General features: G+C 41.2%; 21 protein-coding genes and 1 pseudogene. 5 read left to right on the forward strand and 17 right to left on the reverse strand.

Annotated elements, in window-relative coordinates; genetic code table 11:
* Window positions 1–1095: 1095 nt before the first annotated feature.
* From recJ to BGP76_RS17025, 3 genes are read left to right on the forward strand one after another with little or no spacing between them, the layout of a single operon-like run.
* Complete coding sequence (recJ, locus tag BGP76_RS17015) at window positions 1096–2802, forward strand: single-stranded-DNA-specific exonuclease RecJ (RefSeq protein WP_119845587.1); 1707 nt, start codon at window positions 1096–1098, stop codon at window positions 2800–2802.
* 53 nt (window positions 2803–2855) lie between these two features.
* On the forward strand, window positions 2856–3587 hold the full coding sequence (gene lptB, locus BGP76_RS17020) for an LPS export ABC transporter ATP-binding protein (RefSeq protein ID WP_073125685.1): 732 nt from the start codon (window positions 2856–2858) through the stop codon (window positions 3585–3587).
* A gap of 27 nt (window positions 3588–3614) precedes the next feature.
* Window positions 3615–5117 (forward strand): GH3 auxin-responsive promoter family protein, encoded by a 1503-nt coding sequence (locus BGP76_RS17025; RefSeq protein ID WP_170863860.1) that lies wholly within the window; start codon window positions 3615–3617, stop codon window positions 5115–5117.
* Here BGP76_RS17025 and BGP76_RS17030 read toward each other — a convergent pair.
* From BGP76_RS17030 to BGP76_RS17110, 17 genes and pseudogenes are all read right to left on the reverse strand, one after another.
* Window positions 5114–5758, reverse strand: coding sequence for a hypothetical protein (locus BGP76_RS17030; RefSeq protein ID WP_073125679.1), 645 nt, complete (start codon window positions 5756–5758; stop codon window positions 5114–5116). The genes BGP76_RS17025 and BGP76_RS17030 overlap by 4 nt on opposite strands.
* Before the next feature lie 6 nt (window positions 5759–5764).
* Window positions 5765–6298: a hypothetical protein gene (locus BGP76_RS17035; RefSeq protein ID WP_147407501.1), complete on the reverse strand. Its 534-nt coding sequence runs from the start codon at window positions 6296–6298 to the stop codon at window positions 5765–5767.
* A gap of 6 nt (window positions 6299–6304) precedes the next feature.
* Window positions 6305–7435, reverse strand: coding sequence for a DUF4097 domain-containing protein (locus BGP76_RS17040; RefSeq protein WP_147407502.1), 1131 nt, complete (start codon window positions 7433–7435; stop codon window positions 6305–6307).
* Window positions 7428–7931: a hypothetical protein gene (locus tag BGP76_RS17045; protein WP_073125671.1), complete on the reverse strand. Its 504-nt coding sequence runs from the start codon at window positions 7929–7931 to the stop codon at window positions 7428–7430. The genes BGP76_RS17040 and BGP76_RS17045 overlap by 8 nt, the downstream gene beginning before the upstream one ends.
* The gene (locus BGP76_RS17050) at window positions 7918–8481 is read right to left on the reverse strand and encodes an RNA polymerase sigma factor (RefSeq protein WP_073125668.1); all 564 of its coding nucleotides are present in this window, start codon (window positions 8479–8481) and stop codon (window positions 7918–7920) included. Before BGP76_RS17050 ends, BGP76_RS17045 begins: the two co-directional genes overlap by 14 nt.
* Window positions 8482–8581: 100 nt before the next feature.
* Window positions 8582–9208 (reverse strand): class I SAM-dependent methyltransferase, encoded by a 627-nt coding sequence (locus BGP76_RS17055; protein ID WP_119845590.1) that lies wholly within the window; start codon window positions 9206–9208, stop codon window positions 8582–8584.
* Complete coding sequence (locus tag BGP76_RS17060; protein ID WP_119845591.1) at window positions 9205–10035, reverse strand: UbiA family prenyltransferase; 831 nt, start codon at window positions 10033–10035, stop codon at window positions 9205–9207. Before BGP76_RS17060 ends, BGP76_RS17055 begins: the two co-directional genes overlap by 4 nt.
* An 83-nt stretch (window positions 10036–10118) precedes the next feature.
* Complete coding sequence (gene atpG / locus BGP76_RS17065) at window positions 10119–11012, reverse strand: ATP synthase F1 subunit gamma (RefSeq protein ID WP_119845592.1); 894 nt, start codon at window positions 11010–11012, stop codon at window positions 10119–10121.
* 6 nt (window positions 11013–11018) lie between these two features.
* A pseudogene (locus tag BGP76_RS17070) lies at window positions 11019–12378 on the reverse strand (F0F1 ATP synthase subunit alpha).
* A 40-nt stretch (window positions 12379–12418) separates the two neighbouring features.
* On the reverse strand, window positions 12419–12979 hold the full coding sequence (atpH, locus tag BGP76_RS17075) for an ATP synthase F1 subunit delta (protein WP_073125655.1): 561 nt from the start codon (window positions 12977–12979) through the stop codon (window positions 12419–12421).
* Window position 12980: 1 nt separating this feature from the next.
* Window positions 12981–13475 carry a F0F1 ATP synthase subunit B gene (gene atpF / locus BGP76_RS17080; protein WP_073125653.1) on the reverse strand — a complete coding sequence of 165 codons (495 nt, stop codon included), beginning with the start codon at window positions 13473–13475 and terminating at the stop codon, window positions 12981–12983.
* Window positions 13476–13609: 134 nt separating this feature from the next.
* Window positions 13610–13852: an ATP synthase F0 subunit C gene (gene atpE, locus BGP76_RS17085; RefSeq protein WP_073125651.1), complete on the reverse strand. Its 243-nt coding sequence runs from the start codon at window positions 13850–13852 to the stop codon at window positions 13610–13612.
* A gap of 33 nt (window positions 13853–13885) precedes the next feature.
* Window positions 13886–14905: a F0F1 ATP synthase subunit A gene (gene atpB / locus BGP76_RS17090; RefSeq protein ID WP_185146857.1), complete on the reverse strand. Its 1020-nt coding sequence runs from the start codon at window positions 14903–14905 to the stop codon at window positions 13886–13888.
* Window positions 14906–14911: 6 nt separating this feature from the next.
* Window positions 14912–15289: a hypothetical protein gene (locus tag BGP76_RS17095; protein ID WP_073125647.1), complete on the reverse strand. Its 378-nt coding sequence runs from the start codon at window positions 15287–15289 to the stop codon at window positions 14912–14914.
* A 1-nt stretch (window position 15290) separates the two neighbouring features.
* The gene (locus tag BGP76_RS20575) at window positions 15291–15587 is read right to left on the reverse strand and encodes an AtpZ/AtpI family protein (RefSeq protein ID WP_255416154.1); all 297 of its coding nucleotides are present in this window, start codon (window positions 15585–15587) and stop codon (window positions 15291–15293) included.
* Window positions 15487–15909: a polymer-forming cytoskeletal protein gene (locus BGP76_RS17105; RefSeq protein WP_073125642.1), complete on the reverse strand. Its 423-nt coding sequence runs from the start codon at window positions 15907–15909 to the stop codon at window positions 15487–15489. The genes BGP76_RS20575 and BGP76_RS17105 overlap by 101 nt, the downstream gene beginning before the upstream one ends.
* Window positions 15910–15920: 11 nt before the next feature.
* Entirely contained in the window at window positions 15921–16790 is an 870-nt protein-coding gene (locus tag BGP76_RS17110) for a M23 family metallopeptidase (RefSeq protein WP_073125639.1), read from the reverse strand.
* 126 nt (window positions 16791–16916) lie between these two features.
* Here BGP76_RS17110 and BGP76_RS17115 point away from each other — a divergent pair, with 126 nt between their 5' ends.
* Window positions 16917–19508 carry a methyltransferase gene (locus BGP76_RS17115; RefSeq protein WP_147407504.1) on the forward strand — a complete coding sequence of 864 codons (2592 nt, stop codon included), beginning with the start codon at window positions 16917–16919 and terminating at the stop codon, window positions 19506–19508.
* Complete coding sequence (locus tag BGP76_RS17120) at window positions 19505–21787, forward strand: transglycosylase domain-containing protein (protein ID WP_119845596.1); 2283 nt, start codon at window positions 19505–19507, stop codon at window positions 21785–21787. The genes BGP76_RS17115 and BGP76_RS17120 overlap by 4 nt, the downstream gene beginning before the upstream one ends.
* Window positions 21788–21800 lie beyond the last annotated feature (13 nt).

A 21800-nucleotide genomic window follows, 5' to 3' on the forward strand; every position in this document is an offset into this window, starting at 1 on the left:
CTCTCGAAAGAGCGGTAGCGGTCATACGACCCAATGTTGTCTGATATCCTAGCCTTAACTCAAAGTCGATCCTAAGATCAATCATTGAACGGTTTGTTGTTTTATTCTCATCTTCTCAAAGAACGTTTTGACTACCTGTGATTCGAAAGATTTAACTCATATACTCGATGGCTATTCTCTCTCATTTTATTGAATCACTCTGTCAATTGTTATAAAAATCTCGTTTGATCTTTACCAGTAAAAACCTGCCGCTTTTACTATTTAAAGCCGCTTTTGGCTCGCTTTCCGAACTCTCGTTCTAGAAGCGGATGCAAAAGTAAGAAGCTTTTTTCTTATCTGCAAACTAAAAATGAAAAAGTTTTTAACTCTTTTCAGGATCATTTTTCTAGCACTTTTAACTACTAGTTTCTCCCTTATCATTCGAAGTTTTCAGCACATTAATCCAGCAACCTTTTGTCGCTTTCTCTTCTTGTTTTGCCCCGTTGTTTTGTAACGGGATGCAAAAGTAAGAAAGTTATTTCTAATTCCAAGACTAAAGATGAAAAAGTTTTTAACTCTTTTCAAGATCATTTTTCTAGCACTTTTAACTACTAGTTTCTCCCTTATCACTCTACTCCTTTCACTAAACTAATCCAGCAACCTTTCGTCGCTTTCTCCCTAACGGGACGCAAAGATAAGAATAAACCCTCTCCAAATCCCAAAGAATATCGAAATTAATTTCTAAATAATTCCTAGCCCTTAGTAAGTAGCTAATTACCACCACCTAACACCAAAATTATATCGATACCTCACTAAAAAAATCCAGAAACCTTTCGCTCCCTTCCCCTTAACGGGACGCAAAGATAGAAAGATAGTAACCTAATTTCCTAGTACTTATTAAGAAGAAAAATCAGTAGCCCGCGCCAGATAATACAAACCACTAGTAAGCAATGAATTATACTCAAATTAATTTCTTGTTTCATATCCTAACCCTTCCCTATTCATGATATCAACAAGTCTAATGCTCATATATGGTATCAATATCATTTAGTATATTAGTGGAGCAGCACTAGGGATAGGATATGTTTCCTATTATAACCATATTAGATTTGCTGTATGAATAAGAAATGGATCATTCGAGAAAAGCCTTCAGAAGAACAGATCAACACCTTAAAAGAATCACTTGGTATAGATCATACTTTATGTTCCCTTTTGGTACAACGAGGTATTAATGATTTTGAGATAGCCAAAGCCTTTTTTCGTCCTTCTTTATCGACCAGTCATGATCCATTCGAAATGAAAAACATGTCGATAGCGATCGAACGTCTGACCAATGCCATATTCAATAATGAAAAAATCCTTATATATGGTGACTATGATGTGGACGGTAGTACGTCGGTTGCTTTGGTCTACAATTTCCTCAAATCCTTTAGTTCTAACTTATTCACCTATATACCCGATAGATATACCGAGGGCTATGGCGTATCTATGAAAGGGATTGAATGGGCTATAGATCATGGGGTGAACCTCATCATTACTTTGGACTGTGGTATACGTGCAGTTGATACTGTCCAGCGAGCAGCTGACAACCATATAGACACTATTATATGTGATCATCATCTACCGGGGACGATACTACCTCCTGCTATAGCAGTTTTAGATCCCAAACAGGCGGACTGTACTTATCCTTATAAGGAATTATCGGGATGTGGCATAGGTTACAAACTATTGGAGGCCTTTTCTATCCAGAATGGTGTGGATGAGAATCAACTACTACAATACCTTGATCTAGTAGCGGTGAGTATTGCCTGCGATATCGTCCCTATAACTGGAGAAAACAGAACGCTGGCTTACTTCGGATTGAGAAAATTGAATTCTGATGCTATACCTGGACTGAAAGCACTGATTAAGAAATCTGGGATGCAATTACCACTAAGTATCTCTAATGTAGTTTTTGGGTTAGGTCCCCGAATCAATGCGGCCGGCCGAATCAGTCACGCTGATGCAGCTTTGAATCTACTCACACAATCATCTGAAGAGGACGCCAAGGTATTCGCAGAAAAACTCAACCTTGAAAATGAAGAAAGAAAATCCTATGATGAGTCTATTACCAAAGAAGCACTAGCACTAATCCAAGAGGATAGTCTAAATAAAAACACTACCGTGCTATTCAAGAAAGACTGGCACAAAGGCATCATTGGGATCGTCGCGTCGAGGTGTATCGAACATCACTACAGGCCAACCATTATACTCACTGAGTCAAATCAAAAGGTTACGGGATCCGCGCGTTCGATAGAAGGATTCGATGTATATGCAGCAATCGAATCCTGTAGTTCGTATCTAGAACAATTCGGTGGGCACAAATATGCCGCTGGACTCACCATGCACAAATCAAATCTAGTAGCCTTTAAAGATCAGTTCGAAAAAGTGGTTAGTGCCGTCATCACCCCAGAGGACAAGGTTCTCAAAATAGTGATTGATGCAGAAATCAAACTAGATCAAATCACTACTAAGTTCTATAGCATACTCAACCAAATGGGTCCCTTTGGGCCAGGCAATATGCAACCTGTATTCATTAGTCGAAATATCCGCCTAAAGAGCGACGCCCGTCTGCTCAAAGAAAAACACCTTAAGCTGGCTGTTTATCAAGAAGATAGCCAAGTATTTGACGCTATTGGGTTTGGGATGAATGATCATCAGGATACTATCAGTCAATCCTTTGATATGGTTTATACGATAGAAGAAAATAATTTTAGAGGAAACACCTCTTTGCAACTGATGATCAAAGACCTTAGAGTTTATGATGAGAGCTCATTGATTTAAATTATTATGGTTAAAATTGCCAAAAAACGATCTAGCGTCAATTAGATACAAGCATGCAACTGAGAGCAGAAAATTTAATTAAGAAGTATAAAAGCCGAACGGTAGTCAAAGGGATTTCTGTCACCGTGAATCAAGGAGAGATCGTTGGTCTGCTGGGGCCCAATGGTGCTGGCAAAACCACGTCATTTTACATGATCACTGGTCTAGTCAAACCCAACGAAGGTCATATCTACCTAGATGACCGTGATATCACAGAGCTACCCATGTACAAACGCGCTAAGCTCGGGGTGGGTTATTTGGCTCAGGAAGCATCGGTGTTTCGGAAGCTGACCGTTGAAGAAAATATCATGTCCGTGTTAGAAATGCGGAACATCCCTAAAAAAGATCAGAAAGAAAAGGTAGAGTACTTACTAGAAGAATTCAGCTTAACCAAAGTGCGAAAGAACCTGGGGCAGTCACTATCAGGAGGAGAAAGACGCAGAACCGAAATCGCAAGAGCCTTGGCTATTGATCCTCATTTTGTATTACTCGATGAACCTTTTGCTGGAGTAGACCCAATTGCTGTTGAAGAGATACAAAGCATCGTGTCTCAATTGAAGAGCAAAGATATTGGGATTCTGATCACTGATCACAATGTGAATGAGACTTTATCTATCACAGATAGAGCCTACCTCATGTTCGAAGGAAACCTGCTAAAATCAGGAACCGCGGAAGACCTAGCTGCTGACGAACAAGTGCGTCGTGTATACCTTGGTAGGCATTTTGAACTCAAGAGAAAAATCTAAGACAGATTGGAAATACTAAATTCTATTATGACCTGGGTCATGAAGAAGCGCATTCATCAAATAGAGCTCTTCATGAAATACCCGCATGAAGTCCAAGAGGAGCGCTTAAGCAAGCTACTTCAAACCGCCAAAAAAACTGAATTTGGTAAAAAACATGGATTTGCAGACATACAAAATATAGAGCAGTACCGGGAACAAGTCTCAGTGCACACTTATGAAAAAATCTACCCCTACATCGAACGAAGAATGAAGGGAGAGGAAAAACTGCTTTGGCCCACAGATGTAAAGTGGTTTGCTAAATCGTCAGGTACTACAAACGCACGAAGCAAGTTCATCCCCGTGTCAGCCGAAGCGTTGGAAGACTGTCATTTCAAAGGAGGAAAAGACCTCATCTCTATCTATGTTAACAACTACCCAGATACCAAAATGTTTTCTGGGAAAGGACTGGCTCTAGGAGGCAGTCATCAACTCAACGAACTCGATCCCAAAGCCAACTCATATTATGGAGATGTCTCAGCGGTCATCATGAAGAATCTCCCCATGTGGGCACAGATCATCAGAACCCCGTCGCTCGAAATTGCCCTTATGGATAACTGGGAAGAAAAAATCGCAAAACTAGCAGAGACAACTATAGACGAAAATGTAACCAGTATATCTGGAGTGCCTACCTGGACTATTTTGCTACTCCAGCGATTAATGGAAATGAAAGGAGCCAAAGACATCACAGAGATCTGGCCCAACCTAGAAGTGTTCTTTCATGGAGCTGTCTCGTTCACTCCTTATAGAAACCTGTTCAAACAACTGATTCCTTCCAGTGGTATGCGCTATGTAGAAACTTACAATGCCTCTGAGGGTTTTTTTGGGATACAGGATCAAAAAGATTCGGAAGAACTCCTACTCATGCTAGACTATGGCATCTACTACGAATTCATCCCCTATCATGAGATACAAAAAGATGAGCCAAAAGCTATTAGTCTATCGGAGGTGAAATTAGGAGAAATCTACGCCATGCTCATCACGACCAACGCTGGACTATGGCGCTACAGCATCGGAGACACCATCAAATTCACATCTCTAGATCCCTACCGCATTAAAATCGCAGGGAGAACCAAACATTTCATCAACGCATTTGGTGAAGAACTAGTCGTAGAAAATGCTGAAACCGCTATCTCTGACGCATGTGAAAAAACTGGCGCTATGATAGACAACTTCACCGCTGCACCTATGTATTTCACAGACAAAAGTGAGGGTAGTCACGAATGGGTTATTGAGTTCAATAAAAAACCAGCAGATCTGGCGTACTTCACTGAAATCCTTGACCAGAAACTTCGAGAAGTCAACTCGGACTATGATGCCAAACGCTACAAAAACCTAGCACTTAAAATACCAGTTGTTCATATAGCTGAACCTGGCACATTCTATCAATGGATGAAAAAAAGAGGGAAACTGGGAGGACAAAACAAAGTGCCCAGACTAGCCAACAACCGAGAATACATCGACGACATCCTGGAGTTAATCAAAAGCAGCTAAAAATACCCCAGCTGTACTGATACCATTCCATAAAACCCTGATAAATCCTCATCTGTCAGGGTATCCAGTCTCGTACCGTTGACATATCTATAACCAACGCCTATCCCTAGCCTAAAAGCATGCGAGACATTGAGCTCCAACTGAGTCGCTCCATCTGCTACAAAAAAGTTCGATTGCTCAATCGAAAAATCAGTATCATCATCGTACCTAAAAAAATAGTTGGGATCTATGACCTGAACATTCCCTCCACCTAATAAAACGGGAAAGCTCACATGCACAATGGATTTTGGGAACAGCTTATATCCCAACAAAACCCCAGCATACCCACCATTCAACTCTAAATCATCCTGCCCCCCTCCTTCAAAGACACCACTAAAACTGGGTTTGACAGCCCATCCATAAGCTCCCGCTCCTAAAATAACATGCTTATCTATCAGCACTCCTCCATGTACTCCTATGAGCATGGCCATTTCATCTTTAGTCGTACCTGCCTTGAAATCCAAACTGCCAAACCCCGTCAAGTTACTATCACCCTTTCTAATCAGTGACTTGATTTCATCTTGACCGTTATCTATCCTTTGCTGACCATAGAGCTGCTGGCTAAGTAACCCAATACAAACTATTATAATTAATCTTTTCATCCTTCTTTAGAATATATACTTGATACCGAGGGATCCATCCCAAAAATCACCGTTCACCTTTGCAAATCCAACGTAAGTCAGATGCGGCATGATGTCCACGCTAATCGATAAGGGAATACTAAATATGCGCCACTCTATGCCTACCAAACCATCAATCCCTAACTCTACAAACTCATCTTCCTTGTAGTAATAGAATTCTGAATCTTGAGGGTCTCGCACTTTAGTGATATCACTATTCTTTTGATAACCAGCATGCCCACCTACACCAGCATAAAAATAGAAGTTTTCAAATGTGCCCAAAGACATTTGATGATGCTTGATATATAAACTCGTCAGTTGAACGCCATGATCTCGGCCACTCAACAAAAATTCAATCGCTTGCTCCTCTCCCAAAAATCTTTTGAAGGTCAAAGCAGATGTACTCCCTAGCCTGACTCCAGCAGAACGCTCATAATCTTGGCTTTGCGCCAGTGATGGAAAAACGAAAGACACCATTCCCAGCAGTAACCAACCAACTAATAGTCTACTCTTTAAACTCATACTATTCTATTTAACTCCCTTTTGATCTGATAGATAAACAAAAATATCCCCAGAATTGCTGGATAAATTGACAGAACTCTGCACGTCCTTTTTTAATCCAGCGGACCCAATCAAAGTAACTATTTTATCTTTTTCATCAATGACTGTTCTATCTAGTTGGAGCAAGTTCTTAGACAGGTATAGGTTATCTTGACTCCCAGTGATATTCATAGACACATACGCCCCAGGATCAAAAGTCACATTGATATCACCAGAATCAGACTGTATATCGAGATTAGAAAATGCAGACTGGACATTCGAAATAACTACCTCTCCATATTTGAGGTGGTAGTTAACAAAACCATCTAACCGTTCTATTTTCATGTCAGTAAAACTGGAAGTACCCCTCAGCATCTGAATATGATTGATGATCACCTTGTCATTTCGAGAGTCTAACTTCATGTTGTTTACCTCATTGATATTGACAACAGACGAACTACTAGTCAAGTCCAAATCACCAGTTGTTTGTAAAACCAAATCTGCACTACGCAGATTCAAAAATCCCTGATCAATTTGCTTAACATTAATCTTCCCAAAGCTCATATCCATCCTTGTCAAACCATCAAATACATGTGCCTTCAGATCTCCATGTGCCATGGATATGTTTGGACTAGACACACGACCACTGATGTAAACGTCTCCGAATTTATTCTCCAAGACCAGCGTAGAGCCTTCAGGAATGGTCACTTTATAATCTATCGAAATTTTGTTTTTGTTGGTGAGTGTCTTCGAATCATCCATCAGACTATTCCACCGCTCCTTGAGCAAACTAGAGTTCTTGTCCAAAATCGTTTTGACCGTCACAAAGCCTCCGAAATAGTGCACATCCACCATGACACGATCCATCAATTTACCGATGGCTTCATTACTCTTTTCGTATGCTGTAATAGTGACATTGACGACTACAGAATCTTCCTTCCATGTGGAAATCAATATTTGTCCATATTTATTAGACAAGTCTACTGTGGTATTTTTAGTCACAGCATAGGAGCTCGATACCGTTTTGGTCAATTGCTGTACTGGCTGAGCCCACGCCAGCAAACTAGGCGTCAGAATAATCGCCAACCATAAGGGCCAATATCGTAAATACCTAAGCATCGATTTTTTGTTTCTTCTCTTCCAACTCGTCGAGTATACGTTCCAAAATCTGAAGTTTGACCTGATAGGTAGAAATCATCGCGTTAATTACTTCCTCATTGTCCGCATTGTCTTTGAGGTCTTCCTTTAGCTCCATAAAAGATTGATCCAACAAATCAAGTCCTTCCAAAATTTGCTTGTCAGCTTCCAAGGCAGAGATCTTGGAAACCTTAATGTCAATTTTATTCTGATAGTAAGATTCTACTTCTGTCAGCTCTGTTCTTTCATAGTTGTTCGATGGCTCAGACAACCAGCCCAAGATTCCTGCCGAAGAAACCACTAATACCAATACTACGGCAACATACCTCCGTACACCACGCCATGACATAACACGGTGCTTTTGTTCTGCCTCTCCAAGTTTTCCTTCGATACCAGACCATAAATCCGTATCCAGCTCATGAACATCAAATGCTCCACGAGTCTCCTCTACAAAACGTTTCAAATCATCCCGTTCCATATTTCTGATCTTTAGCACTCATCAATATATTTCTAATTTTAGCCTTAGCCTTACAGTACTGAGACTTAGATGCCGACACTGAAATCTGTAGTATATCAGCAATCTCTTGATGATCATACCCATCAAAAAGATACAAATTGAATACTGTTCTAGCACCAGGTGCCAGGTTCTCTGCGGCATGTAAAATACTCTTGACATCATGCGCCATAACGTCCTGATCATATGTTTCCAAGACTTCCTCCGGCGGGTCGATACCTTCATCTAATGACATCACAAAAAGCCTTTTCTTTCTCAAAGCATTCAGACACTTATTAATAGTCACACGCTTGATCCAAGCACTAAAAAAATTGATATCGTTCAATTTTTTTATCTGACCAAACACCTCGATAAAAACCTCCTGTAATAGATCCTTCGCATCATCATCATCAGGAATCATCCTACGGCAGATATTATACATGGCATGTGAGTACAGGCGATACAATTCATATTGCGCTGCTCGATCCCCTTGTTGGCATTTGGCTATCACCTCCTTATGAATGTCTCTTTGCACTGACTTTTCTTACTTTTACACTCCATAGACACCTCTACATAGACAAGGTTTCCTTTTGGACAAAATAATGTAGGTTATTTGCTATAACAATGAAAACGGCTCAACCGTTATTTTCCTTGAAATAAGTCGCTGAAAAAATAAATCGTTGAAAAAAAAGCTTACTATTCTTCAGCACAAACCCATGATTAAGCAACTCTTGATGAATATCCTGTAACCTCCTACTTTGTAAATCAGCACATACTCTAAAGAAGATATGCATGCACCGTGTCATGATTTGATGGAAATAGTTACGTTTATAAATATGAAAATCTGTAACAAGTAACATTCCATCACTATAAAGCAAATCATAGATATTTCTAATCATGATTTTAAGATCTACCGGTGAAAACAAGTCCAGAAAATAACTAACAATTACCACATCGAACAATTGATCCGTCTTCGCATTAGGAAAAGTATCACAAACAAAATGAACTTTATTGCTCCCTAAATTTCGTTTTTGGGCGAGGTAAATCATCTTTGGTGACGATTCTATATAAGTGATTTTCAAATCAAGATGAAACAGACATAAGTCTTCAAGTACTTGACCCGAACCACCTCCTATGATCAACACATGGCTACCGACTGGAATAGTACCCAGCCATGTCCGAGCGGCGCGATTGATGTTCCCCCAAAAAACCAAACTAGCCAGTCTATCATATATGGGAGCGATCCGATCAAAATTATTCATAGCAGAAATATCAACACCGGAAAAAAGAAAACCGCATCACCAATCACCCGATAAGATTTATTTGCATGAAAGAAATCTCTTTTCCAGTAAAGCCAAGCTAAAAAAACTCCCATCGCACCAATAATTAGCTGAAAAGGAAGCCATCGCATATCATCACCCAACGTCAAGCCATAGCCCCAAACAATCGTCAAAGATAGCAATGCCAACTTCAAGATGGATCTGAGTTGGCTAGACCCAAAAATAGTCGCCCAAGAACTAAAGCCATCTTTGGCATCCTTCTCCTGCTCGTACATCGAAAACAACATCAAATTGATCAATGCCAACAGTGCCAGTTCAACAAAAACTATAGTTGGTCTCAGCTCCAACGACAACCCACTGGACAATGGGCCAATAAACACGCCAACAGCATACAGTACGGCAATCAGAAACTCCTTCGCAACAAACACCCTAAGCCACCAAGCCAACATAATATATACTCCCACCAGACCAGCAACCACTACCCCATACAACAAGGTCGTAGTAGGTAAGAAAAAAACGAGAAACAAGCTAAACACCGCGATGATAATCCAAGCCGAGAATATCCATGATGCATTCCTATAGTGAAATGCATGACGCTCCATACTTGGCTCTTTCTTGAGCTTTTTTGCGTCAAGCAAATGATCTAACGTATAAATCAACCATACACAAACGAACAAAGCAACAGATATAGAGCCATCCATATCTACTCCAAATAAGTAGGCAATGCTATTGGTCAACACTACTGCTCCTAATCCAATATCTATCGATAGCCATGTTAGCCATTTCAAAACCGCTATAAGTCTCCCCATCCCCTATCATTCATAAAAAGTATGGTACAAAAAAAGCCCTGATCTAACAATCAGGGCTTTGAATATATTCAATATTATTCGAATTAAGAATTGCTAGCGAGCGCTTCTGCCCCACCTACAATCTCTAAGATTTCCTTCGTAATAGCTGCTTGACGCGTTCTATTGTAGGTCAATTTCAGCTGTTTCAACAAATCACCAGCATTATCAGTAGCTTGTCCCATGGCTGTCATTCGCGCACCATGCTCTGAAGCATTCGACTCCAACACTGCCTTGTAAAACTGAATCTTGAGAGATTTAGGAATGAGTTCATTGACCACATACTGTGTCGATGGCTCGAATAAGTAATCAACATCCTTCTTTTTCGCTTCACCATCCTTAGGCACAACAGATTGTAACGGCAAAAACTCTTCCGTTCTCACGATTTGAGTGGCAACATTTTTGAACTCATTGAAGACCAGCTCCACTTTGTCATAATTCCCTTCTCTAAACTCCTCCATCGCAAACTCAGCAGCCTTCTTTACTTTGTCAAAAGTCAAATCTTGGAACATGTCATAGTAGTCGTCCACAACGCTATACTTACGCTTTGAGAAATATTCAAAGGCCTTCTTACCTATTGGTAAAATGTGTACACCATCATGCTTTTGCTCGTACGAATACTTATCATTGATCAAGTTGACCGCTGCTTTAAAGATGTTGTTGTTAAAAGCACCACACAACCCTCTGTCAGAAGAAACCACTACCAACAGTACGTTTTCTACCTCTCTGGTTTCACCAAAAGCATTTTCGATATCACCATCCAATGCCGAAGATACATTCTGTAGAATCCCTGTTAGCTTTTGAGAATAAGGTCTCATCTGCGTGATGCGATCTTGTGCACGTTTCAACTTAGCAGCTGCGACCATTTTCATGGCACTGGTGATCTGCTGCGTCGAGGTGACAGACTGAATCCTATTCTTTACTTCCTTCAAATTAGCCATTTCAGCTTATTTTTTTACTTCAAAATTTTTAGCTACTTCTGCTGCAACAGCACCTACTTTCTTAGTCAACTCGTCATCGAATTTACCAGCAGCCAGCTGAGCGATCAAATCACTGTGCTGACCTCTCATCAAGTTGATCAGTTCAGTTTGGTACTCTCTGGCTTTGTTTACAGGCACTTTGTCCATGAAACCTTTAGTAGAAGCATAGATAATCGCTACCTGCTCCCCTACTGGGATCGGAGAATACTGCGCTTGCTTCAAGATCTCTTGGTTCTTCTGACCTCTTTCGATCGTCAACTTAGTAGCAGCATCCAGATCAGACCCAAACTTGGCAAATGCCTCTAGTTCTCTAAACTGCGCTTGATCCAATTTCAAGGTACCCGCTACTTTCTTCATCGATTTGATCTGAGCAGATCCTCCTACACGAGATACAGAGATACCGACGTTAATCGCAGGTCTGATACCCGAGTTGAAAAGGTTTGTCTCCAAGAAGATCTGACCCTGGAGGTCTTCTTAGTAGAAGAGAAACCTCACGGTAAGCAACTGCTTGCTTAGACAAATCATCATATACTACCAAGGCTGGACGTCCCGTATCACGGAAGTACTCACCAATCGCTGCACCTGTAAATGGAGCAAAGAACTGCATCGGAGCTGGGTCAGCTGCAGAAGCAGAGACTACAACTGTGTAAGCCATTGCACCTGCTTTGTCCAGTGCACTCACGATACCCGCTACTGTAGATGCTTTCTGTCCGATCGCAACATATATACAGAATACAGGCTCGCCTTTTTCATAAAATTCTTTTTGGTTGATGATCGTATCGATCGCTACAGCTGTCTTACCTGTTTGACGGTCACCGATGATCAACTCTCTTTGTCCTCTACCGATCGGAATCATCGAGTCAATAGAAGTAATACCTGTCTGAAGTGGCTCATCTACTGGCTGTCTGTAGATTACTCCAGGAGCTTTTCGTTCGAGAGGCATTTCGAACAGTTCTCCTGATATAGGACCTTTACCATCGATAGGGTTACCCAGTGTATCCACTACTCTACCACATAGGCCATCTCCTGCTTTGATAGAGGCAATTTGCTTCGTTCTCTTCACAGTGTCACCTTCTCTTACACGAGAAGACTCACCAAGAAGTACAGCTCCTACATTGTCTTCTTCTAGGTTCAGAACCATGGCCTTGAGGCCATCTTCGAACTCTAAAAGCTCACCTGATTGTGCTTGGGTCAAGCCGTAGATACGAGCTACACCGTCACCGATCTGGAGTACAGTTCCAATTTCTTCGAGTTCAGCTTCTGTTCTGAAGTCTGAGAGTTGCTCTCTCAATATTGCTGATACTTCGTCTGGTCTTACATCTGCCATTGTATAATACGTTTACTTATTCTTCGATTATGGGCCTATATTAGGCTTGACTTACAAAATTTCTTTGGCTGAATTTCAATTTCAGCTCTCTTAATTTACTACTGACGCTATCGTCGATTTGTCTATCTGCAATTTTTAGCACAAAACCACCAATCAATGCTTCGTCAACATGCTCCACTAAGATGACTTCCTTTTTACTGGTGATCTTCTTCACGAGAGCCTTCACCTCTGTTCTGATATCTTCTGAAATAGCTGCTACCGTTGTAATACTAGATTCTACTATTCCTTTGTGTGCGTTATACTCTGCGGTAAACTCACGCGCGATTTCTGGGAGATGGTTTTCTCTTTTCTTTTTAGTCAATAACTTGAAAAAAGAGAGTGTCAAAACATTAACCTTTCCTTCAAAGATCTTATCTAAAATGGATAGTTTTTTGCCATGTGACACAATTGGATTTCTCATTAGCAAGAACAACTCTCTATTGGAGACACAGAGTTGTGCAAATTGTTCCATATCCTTTGCTACCTCTTCTAGCGTGCCCTTCTCTATCGAGAGATCGAGCAGAGACTTAGCATACCTTGAGGCTATCCTATGTTCTGACATATTAGCTTACTTTGATGTCTTTGATTAATTCTTTAACCAGCGACTCTTGCGCCTTTTTATCTTCTAGGCTTTTTCTCAGCACCTTTTCTGCGATATCTAAAGAGAGCGTAGCGACCAAATCCTTCACCTCAGTCAAGGCAGCGTTCTTTTCAGAAACAATCACTGCTTTAGCATCTGCGGTCATCTTAGCGGTGATCTTAGCGGTCTCTTCTTTAGCAGCCTCCTTGATTTGCTTAGCTGCTTCATTGGCCTGTGCCAAAATCTTATCTCTTTCGATGCGTGCTTCTTTGAGTAGGTATTCGTTATCCTCTTTTAGCTTGGCAATGTCCTTTTTGGCATTTTCCGCAGCATCTAGAGAGTCAGCGATGAACCCCTCACGTGCTCTCAAAGCATCTGTGATCGGTCTCCATACAAATGCTGCCAACAGACCCAACACGATTAAGAACGTAATCGTCTGCCAAAAAATCAACCCTATACCTGGAGTAACTAATTCCATTTCTTTATTATCTAATTTGATGAATATTAATTCACATGCTACACATGCGATAATTGCTGTTGACTCCCCTATACAGGGGCATCACATGAGAAAGATAAGTCTCTCCGACTAATTCAGAGAGACTTAAATTCGTTTTACTTGAACGATATTAGTAGACAAACTACCACACCGAAAAGTGCAACACCTTCGATAAGAGCCGCTGCAATAATCATTGCAGTTTGAATCTTACCACCAGCTTCTGGTTGCCTAGCGATTGATTCCATAGCAGAACCACCGATTTTACCGATACCTAATCCTGCGCCTATCGCAACAAGACCTGCACCGATACCAGCACCCATTATTGCAAAACTCATGTCCATTAACAAACTTGCTAACATAGTATTTATATTTATAAATTAAACATTCAAATTCTAGTGGTGAGCCTCTTCTACAGCCGATCCAAAATACATTGCACTCAGCAAGGTAAATACATAGGCCTGAAGTAAGGCAACAAATAGCTCTAGGAAGTTCATAAAGATAGCAAAAGCCACACTCACAGGTGCTACGGCCATGCTCTCAAAAATGAAAATCAAACTGAATAAACTCAAAATGATGATATGACCTGCTGTGATGTTAGCGAAAAGTCTGACCATCAAGGAGAAAGGCTTTGTCAAAATCCCAACCAATTCGATAGGAATCAAGATAATCATCACTGGCCATGGCACTCCAGGTGTAGCAAAGATGTGCTGCCAGTAATATTTTTTGGTACTAAACAAAGTAATGATTAGCACGATACATGCCAATACAAATGTCACTGAAATATTCCCTGTCAAGTTAGCTCCTCCAGGCATCAAGCCAAGTAGGTTATTAAACCAGATAAAAAAGAACAATGTCAATAGGAAAGGCAAAAACCTTTTATGTTGTTTCTCACCAATGTTTGGAATCGCAATTTCATCTCTGATGAAAATAATAATCGGCTCGAAAAAGGATTGGATACCCTTTGGAGCCTTCTTAGGGTTTTTATACCCTTTAGCTACCACAAAGAATACTACTAGAAGTAAAAACGCACTGATAAAAAGTGAAGCAACATTCTTGGTGATCGAAAAATCTAAAGGGTGGCTTCCATCTAATGCAGCAATATGACCGTGCTCCAATTTGTACCCATTGTACTCAACCTGATTGTGATGTTCGTCGTAGAAGTTAGATGAGGAGAAGATCTCAAGTCCCTGATCCGTGTATAGAATAACAGGAAGGTACAGCGTACCGTAGTGACCATCAAAAAAATGCCAGATATAATCGTCACCAATATGATGCGTAATCATGGCACCTGGATCGAAAGCCTCACCCTCAGTGGTATCTGAGGCAAAAACGCTTGCAGAGGTTGCCATTACCATGAGCATGGCTAATATACTGACCTTAAACTGCTTACAAACGGTTATAATTTTCTTCATTTACCCTTACTTCAAATTCGAGCGCAAGTTAGACAATACACTACTGATTTCAAACACTAAATAAAACAAATAGACCGCCGCAAAATTGATAATAAATAGACTCTTGTTCTCTACGCCAAAGAGTGCTACAGTCACCATCGCAATGATAGCAATGAGCAATCTACCTGTCACTCCAGCGAGTAAAATCAATGTCATATCCATATCTAAGGCATCATGCGCAACGTGCGACAGCACATGCATTCCTAAACTCACCACCCAAAAAAACACCAGTATCCACAAAAGATATGGGTGTAATAGATCCACAGACACGATCTGCGCTGCAACGTATTGTACAAAGACAAGAAATAAAGAAAACACTGTAATTCGAATGAGACCTTTTGTCATTTTATTCTTTCGGTAAGTTTTTGATCAAATTGACAAGTGAACCAATCACGCCAAATAGTGAAAGGACAATCGTGAAGACGGGATATTCCATTTCGAGCCATTCATCGAGTTTATATCCTCCCCACACCCCCAATAAAATAAAGGCTAGCATCTGAAATGCTAGCCCCGAATATCTTAGGTAGTTGTACCCCGGAGTTTTACTCCGCTTTTCTGATGGGCGAATGCCCTTCTGATTGGTCTCCAATTCTGATTTCCTTGATGGTGACGCCCATTTTACAGCCTCCGTTGAAAGTAGCACCTGATTCAACAATCAACTTATTGGTAATAATATCACCATTGATGACTGCTGATGGTTTGAGTATAAGTAACTCGGACACCTCTACTTTGCCAGTAACATGGCCTGCGATCTCGGCGTTCTGTGCTAAGATGTTTCCTTCTATATGAGACGAATGTCCACAGGCAGCCTTAGACTTTGTCTTCATGTTTCCGACAATCTTGCCTTCTATTCTGATGTTACCATAGGTCTCTATATCACCTGACAGGACAGTTCCTTTACCGATGATATTGCTCGAATTACTTAGTTCTTGTTCGTCTTTCACGTCTTGCTTTTTATTAAACATAACAGATGGGTTTAAAATCTAATGAACTCTTCTGGATCAATCGGGTTACCATCATACCACAGCTCAAAATGCAAATGAGGCCCTGATGTTAATTCGCCAGTGTTACCAATTATTGATATTACCTCTCCAGCAGTTACAAAATTACCAACCTTTTTGAATAATTCCGAATTGTGCTTGTACATGGAGATTAAATTACCTCTATGTTGTATCGATATGACATATCCCGAATCCTGTGTCCAAGATGAAAAAACGACCGTGCCGTCTGCGACTGCCTTTACAGGCTCGTCCTGTTTGGCCACTACGTCTATTCCCATATGGTCACGATGCGGATCAAATCCATCGGAGACTATTCCTTCGACAGGCTTGAATAGGTAAAACTCCTGTAGCTCCTGCGATAGTGTCGACTCAGATGACTGTAGATCTACCCCTCGATTTTCAAATTCTTTTCTAAACTGTGAGTCGATCGGGTTTATACTTTCCTCTGACTGCACGATTTCTTTGATTTCAGTTGATCCTATATTCTCAGTTCCTTCTACTTTTTCAAATGCATCATCCTCTCCTGATACGATCATCTTAAAATTATCAATAAACTGTTCCTTCATGATCACTTCGGTCTCTAGCGAATCCACCTTCTCGGTGAGACGAATTACATCACGAGTAGCTGTGAGCTGTGCAAAACGAGGATCAAACATTTCTTCTAGAAGCGTCGTAGTGAGATAGAAACTCAATACTGATAGCAATAGAAAAATAGAAACTATCGAAAGTATGATCTTTGCATAAGTAAAGGTATAGGTAGTCTTCTCTGCAAAATTCTCCTCATTTCGTACGATCAACAAATACTTGGTCGTGAGGCGGTTTGATAAGGTTTTTTTGTTTTCCAATTAGCTCTACTTATTATTTGCGGTAAAATTATATATTAATGGATACTTCGTAACGCAATATTATATTAATTGCGCCGTGTCCAAAGTCCACAAGAATACAAAGCATTGAACAAAGCGAGCATTTTATTGATTCTAATTGTTACTCAAGGGCTCTATTTTTGTGCTCCAGAGAAGACCAACGTATTTAGCAATTCCTACCACAACACCACCTCGCACTACAATGCTTACTTTATTGCCAACGAGGACATCAAAGAGATCGAAACCATCATAGAAGACAGCTACGAATGGAACTACAACCTCATCCTTCCTGTTTTCCCTCAGTTTGACACCATATTAGCGCAGTCCTACAACGAGCAGATAGAACATTGCATCACCAAAGCCTCACTCGCTATCCAGCTACACAAAGGCTCTAACTGGGAAGACAATTCCTACATATTAGTTGGGAAAGCACGATTCTATAGTGTAGACTATGTCAATGCTATCGAGACCTTCAAGTACGTAAATACAAAAGGCAAAGGGGACAATGAAAAGCATGAAGCGTTGGTCGCTCTGATGCGTACTTTTATCGAGAACGACGAACTCAACAATGCCATCGCAGTATCTGACTATCTCAAACGTGAAAATCTGAACAGAAAAAATCTCAAAGATCTCTACCTGACCCGTGGTTATTACTATCAGAAGAGAGATGACCTAGACAACATGGTCCAAAACCTCACCCAGGCGGTGACTCTCATGTCCAGCCGCAAAGAAAAAGCTCGTATTAACTTCATCATAGGTCAAGTCTACCAATCACTAGGTTTCGAGTCTGAGGCATACTCCTACTATAAATCCACACTGAAAGAAAATCCACCCTATGAGCTAGCCTTCTATACTAAACTAAACATGGCGCAAGTGAGCAACCTCGCTAAATCGAATGACCTCAAAAAGGTTCGGAAATATTTCAGAAAGTTGCTAAAGGACAGGAAGAATGTCGAGTACAAAGACAAAATCTACTACGAAATGGCGAAGTTCGAAGTGAAACATGGCAACTTAGCGTTGGGTATGGAACACTACAACGCTTCTATACGGTCTAGTATTAACAATAACCGACAAAAAGCCCACTCCTACTGGGAGCTAGGCAAAATCTACTACGACAGCCTTGCTCAGTATGAAATGGCTAAACTATACTACGACAGTACCATGAGCGTACTGCCTAATGATGAGCTAGAATATGAAGCCATAAAAACACGACAGTTGGTATTGGATAATTTCGTGACCCAACTCAATGTCATTGCTATCAATGACAGCCTACTGCACCTCGCCAGCATGTCAGATGAAGCACTAAGTCAGTTTTTGGACGACTATATAGTCAAAGAGGAAGAAGCAGAAAAACAACGACAAGCAGAAGAAGAAAAACGCCAAAAGAGACAAGAAGCCCTTATCGCTCAACAAAACAACAACCCCTTCGGAGCATCTGGCACACATACTTTTGGGAGTGACAACTATGACGGCAGCCTTTGGTACTTCTACAACCCAAGTGCCGTCTCACGTGGAAAAATGCAGTTCAAAAGCATCTGGGGAGACAGGGTACTAGAAGACAACTGGCGCAGGTCCATTAAGCCAGCCATCTTAGATGAAGAAAACCTAACTGAAGAAGGAAGTCCCACTGCTAAAAATGAACCTGACAGTAAAGGGAAAGACCAAAACGAAGACGGAGAGTCAGCATTCAAAATCGACAAAAATGCATTGATCGCTACTGTACCAAAGACAGAGGCTGAACAAGCCAAACTTCTCGCAGAGATCGAGGTAGCCATGTACAACCTTGGCAACATCTATAATTTTGACCTAGAAGAACACCAGAACTCTGTAGACACCTTCGAAGACCTCTTAAGACGATTTCCAGAATCAGAGTATACGCATGAAGTATGGTATCTACTTTACCTGATTTTACAAGAAATGGGGAATGAACCCAAGTCCAATTTCTACAAAAACGAACTGCTCAACAAAGCGCCAGAAAGTATCTATGCTAAACTTATCATTAACCCGAACTATAGAGCCGACTCGCAAATAGAAGGCGAGAAACTGCAAAAAATATACGCAGAAGCCTACGCCTACTACCAACAGGACAGTCTCACCTTAGCACTCGATTTGCTAAACGACGGTCTAAAAAAATATGACGACAATGACTTCATAGACAATGCCAACCTACTCAAAATCATCATTCATGGTAAAAGCGAGTCTGTCTATACATACGAGTACGAACTCAACAACTTCTTGAAAGAATACCCCGAAAGCGAGCTAGCCCCTTACGTAGATTCACTAGTTATGGCCTCCGAACAGTTTCATATCAATTTGGTAAACAGCTCAAAAGCAAAGTTTATACGGAAATTCGATGAACCCCACTTCTTTGTCTTCGTCTATGAGACGGATGAGGAGTTGTCCAATACCCTCCCAGATTATTTCAAGCAAATCACCCAAGACCATAACATCAACGTGAAAATCGGGAACCTCATACTGGATAGTAAACACTCCATGATACTACTCTCCGAATTTCCAGATAAAAAGTCGGCTGTAGATTTCAACCGCATCATTACTGACCAAAAGCCTAGCGAAAAAATAAATAAGAGCGGCAAATTCTATAATTTCGTGATCACAAAAGAGAATTTCAATATCTTCTATCAGACCAAGGAGTTAGACAGTTACCTCACATTTTATAGCAAAAATTACCCTGTACAATGAATATCTACAAAATTCTGATTTATGTGGTGTGGGCCATTGTTTTGTCGGCTTTTGTCGGTGGATGCACGGTCATTTCTTCGATCAAAAACGACTGGAACGGTTGGTTTGGCGGCTTACCTAGTTTACAAAGTCTCGAAAAACCCGAAGAAGACCTTTCCTCTATTCTGTATTATTCTGATGGAGAAGAGAAAATAGGGAGCTACTATAGGCACAATCGTACAGCAGTTAGCTACAACGAGCTATCACAAGAGTTGATTACCACCTTGCTCGTCACTGAGGACATTCGGTTTACCAAACACGCTGGGATAGATCTCAGAGGACTACTTCGTGCAGCATCTGGTCTGCTCACGCTCCAGTTCAAAGGCGGTGGTAGTACACTCACGATGCAACTAGCCGAAAACCTATACGGCACTTCTACAGACAACCAAGGCTCACTCTACTCCAACACCAAAGTCGGTCAAGTAATCACCAAAATCAAAGAATGGATCATTGCCATACAACTCGAATCCTCCTATACCAAAGAGGAAATTCTAGCGATGTACCTTAACACGATCACATATGGATCTAACGCCTTTGGGATTAAAGTAGCCTCCGAGACCTTTTTCAACAAGCTACCCTCAGAGATTACCTATAAGGAAGCCGCTATTTTGGTCAGTCTCATCAACGCTCCCACTCGGTACAATCCAATTAGGAATCCTGAGAATGCACGCGCCAAAAGAACCGAAGTTCTTTACAATCTGCATAAGTATGGAAAAATAGACAAGCTATCATATGACAGCCTAGTTGTCTCAGATTTTGGTCTACAGTTCAACGTCGCTGACCAAGATGAAGGCCCTGCTTACTTCAAATTTGTCATCCGAAACAAACTCATGGCATGGTGTGACGAAAATGGCTATGATCTATTCGCTGACGGATTACGGATCTATACGACCATAGATAAACACATGCAACAGTATGCCAAAGAAGCCATGGACGAACAAATGGATACGCTACAATATATATTCAACCATCACCTCCAAGGGCACGCCCCATGGATAGACAAAGATGGCAATGAAATACTAGACTTCATCGACAATACAATCAAGCGTACACCGAACTACAGAAGCTTAGCGAAGAAATACGGTACTGACTCTGACTCGTTAGACTACTATCTGAATCTACCGAAAAAAATGACCGTCTTCTCATACGACGGAGATATTGATACGACCTTTAGCCTCATCGATTCGCTAAAATATTACAAGCAATTCTTGCAGGCAGGCTTCATGGCAATGGAACCTCAGACTGGTCATATTAAAGCATGGGTTGGCGGGATCGATCACAAATATTTCAAGTATGACCATGTCAAACAAGGCAAGCGACAGCCAGGTTCTACTTTTAAGCCTTTCGTATACGCTGCGGCTATTGATTTGGGTTATCCTCCCTGCTATCCTGTAGTCGATGCACCTGTTACATGGGTACTCGATGACCCAGGAAACCCAACTTGGACACCTCAAAATGCCGATGGGAAATACTCAGGTGAAAAAATGACAATCCGAAAAGCCATGGCCAGCTCTGTAAACTCCATCACGGCAAACATTATGCAAAAAATCAGTCCTAGAGCAGCCGTAGATATGGCGCATGCCTGTGGTATCGAAAGTCCATTGGCAGCCGTCCCGTCACTTTGCCTAGGAGCAGGAGGAGATGTTTCTCTCTACGAGCTAGTAGGTGCTTATTCTACCTTTGTCAACCAAGGCACATGGACAGAGCCTTATTACATTACGCGCATCGAGGACAAAAATGGTGTAGTACTAGAAGATTTCATCCCCAAAAGAAGAGAAGCCATTAGTGAGAAAACAGCCTACCTTATGCTACACATGCTCAAAGGAGCAGTAGAAGAAGAAGGGGGCACAGGACGAGGACTAGCTTGGTCACTCAAGAATAATAACGATATTGGAGCCAAAACAGGGACGACCCAAAATGCTTCAGATGGCTGGTTTATGGGGGTCACGCACAACCTAGTGGGCGGTGCCTGGGTAGGTGGGGATGATCCAAATGTTCATTTCCGTAACTGGGCTATGGGACAGGGTGCTAGAACCGCAAGACCTATCTGGGAAAAATTCATGCTCAAAGTTTACGCAGACCCACTCACAGGTGTAGAAAAAGGCTACTTTAGAAAGCCTTCTCAGCCACTAAATGTAGAGCTAGATTGTGACCTTTACAACGGTGTGAATACAGAAACTGACTCCCTCGGTGTGAGTATTGACAGCATTGAAGACGATCTAGAAAACATGGAATTCTAAGCAGGAAGTATAC

Origin of the sequence: Reichenbachiella sp. MSK19-1 (assembly GCF_003590315.1) — a bacterium.
Classification (GTDB): domain Bacteria; phylum Bacteroidota; class Bacteroidia; order Cytophagales; family Cyclobacteriaceae; genus Reichenbachiella; species Reichenbachiella agariperforans.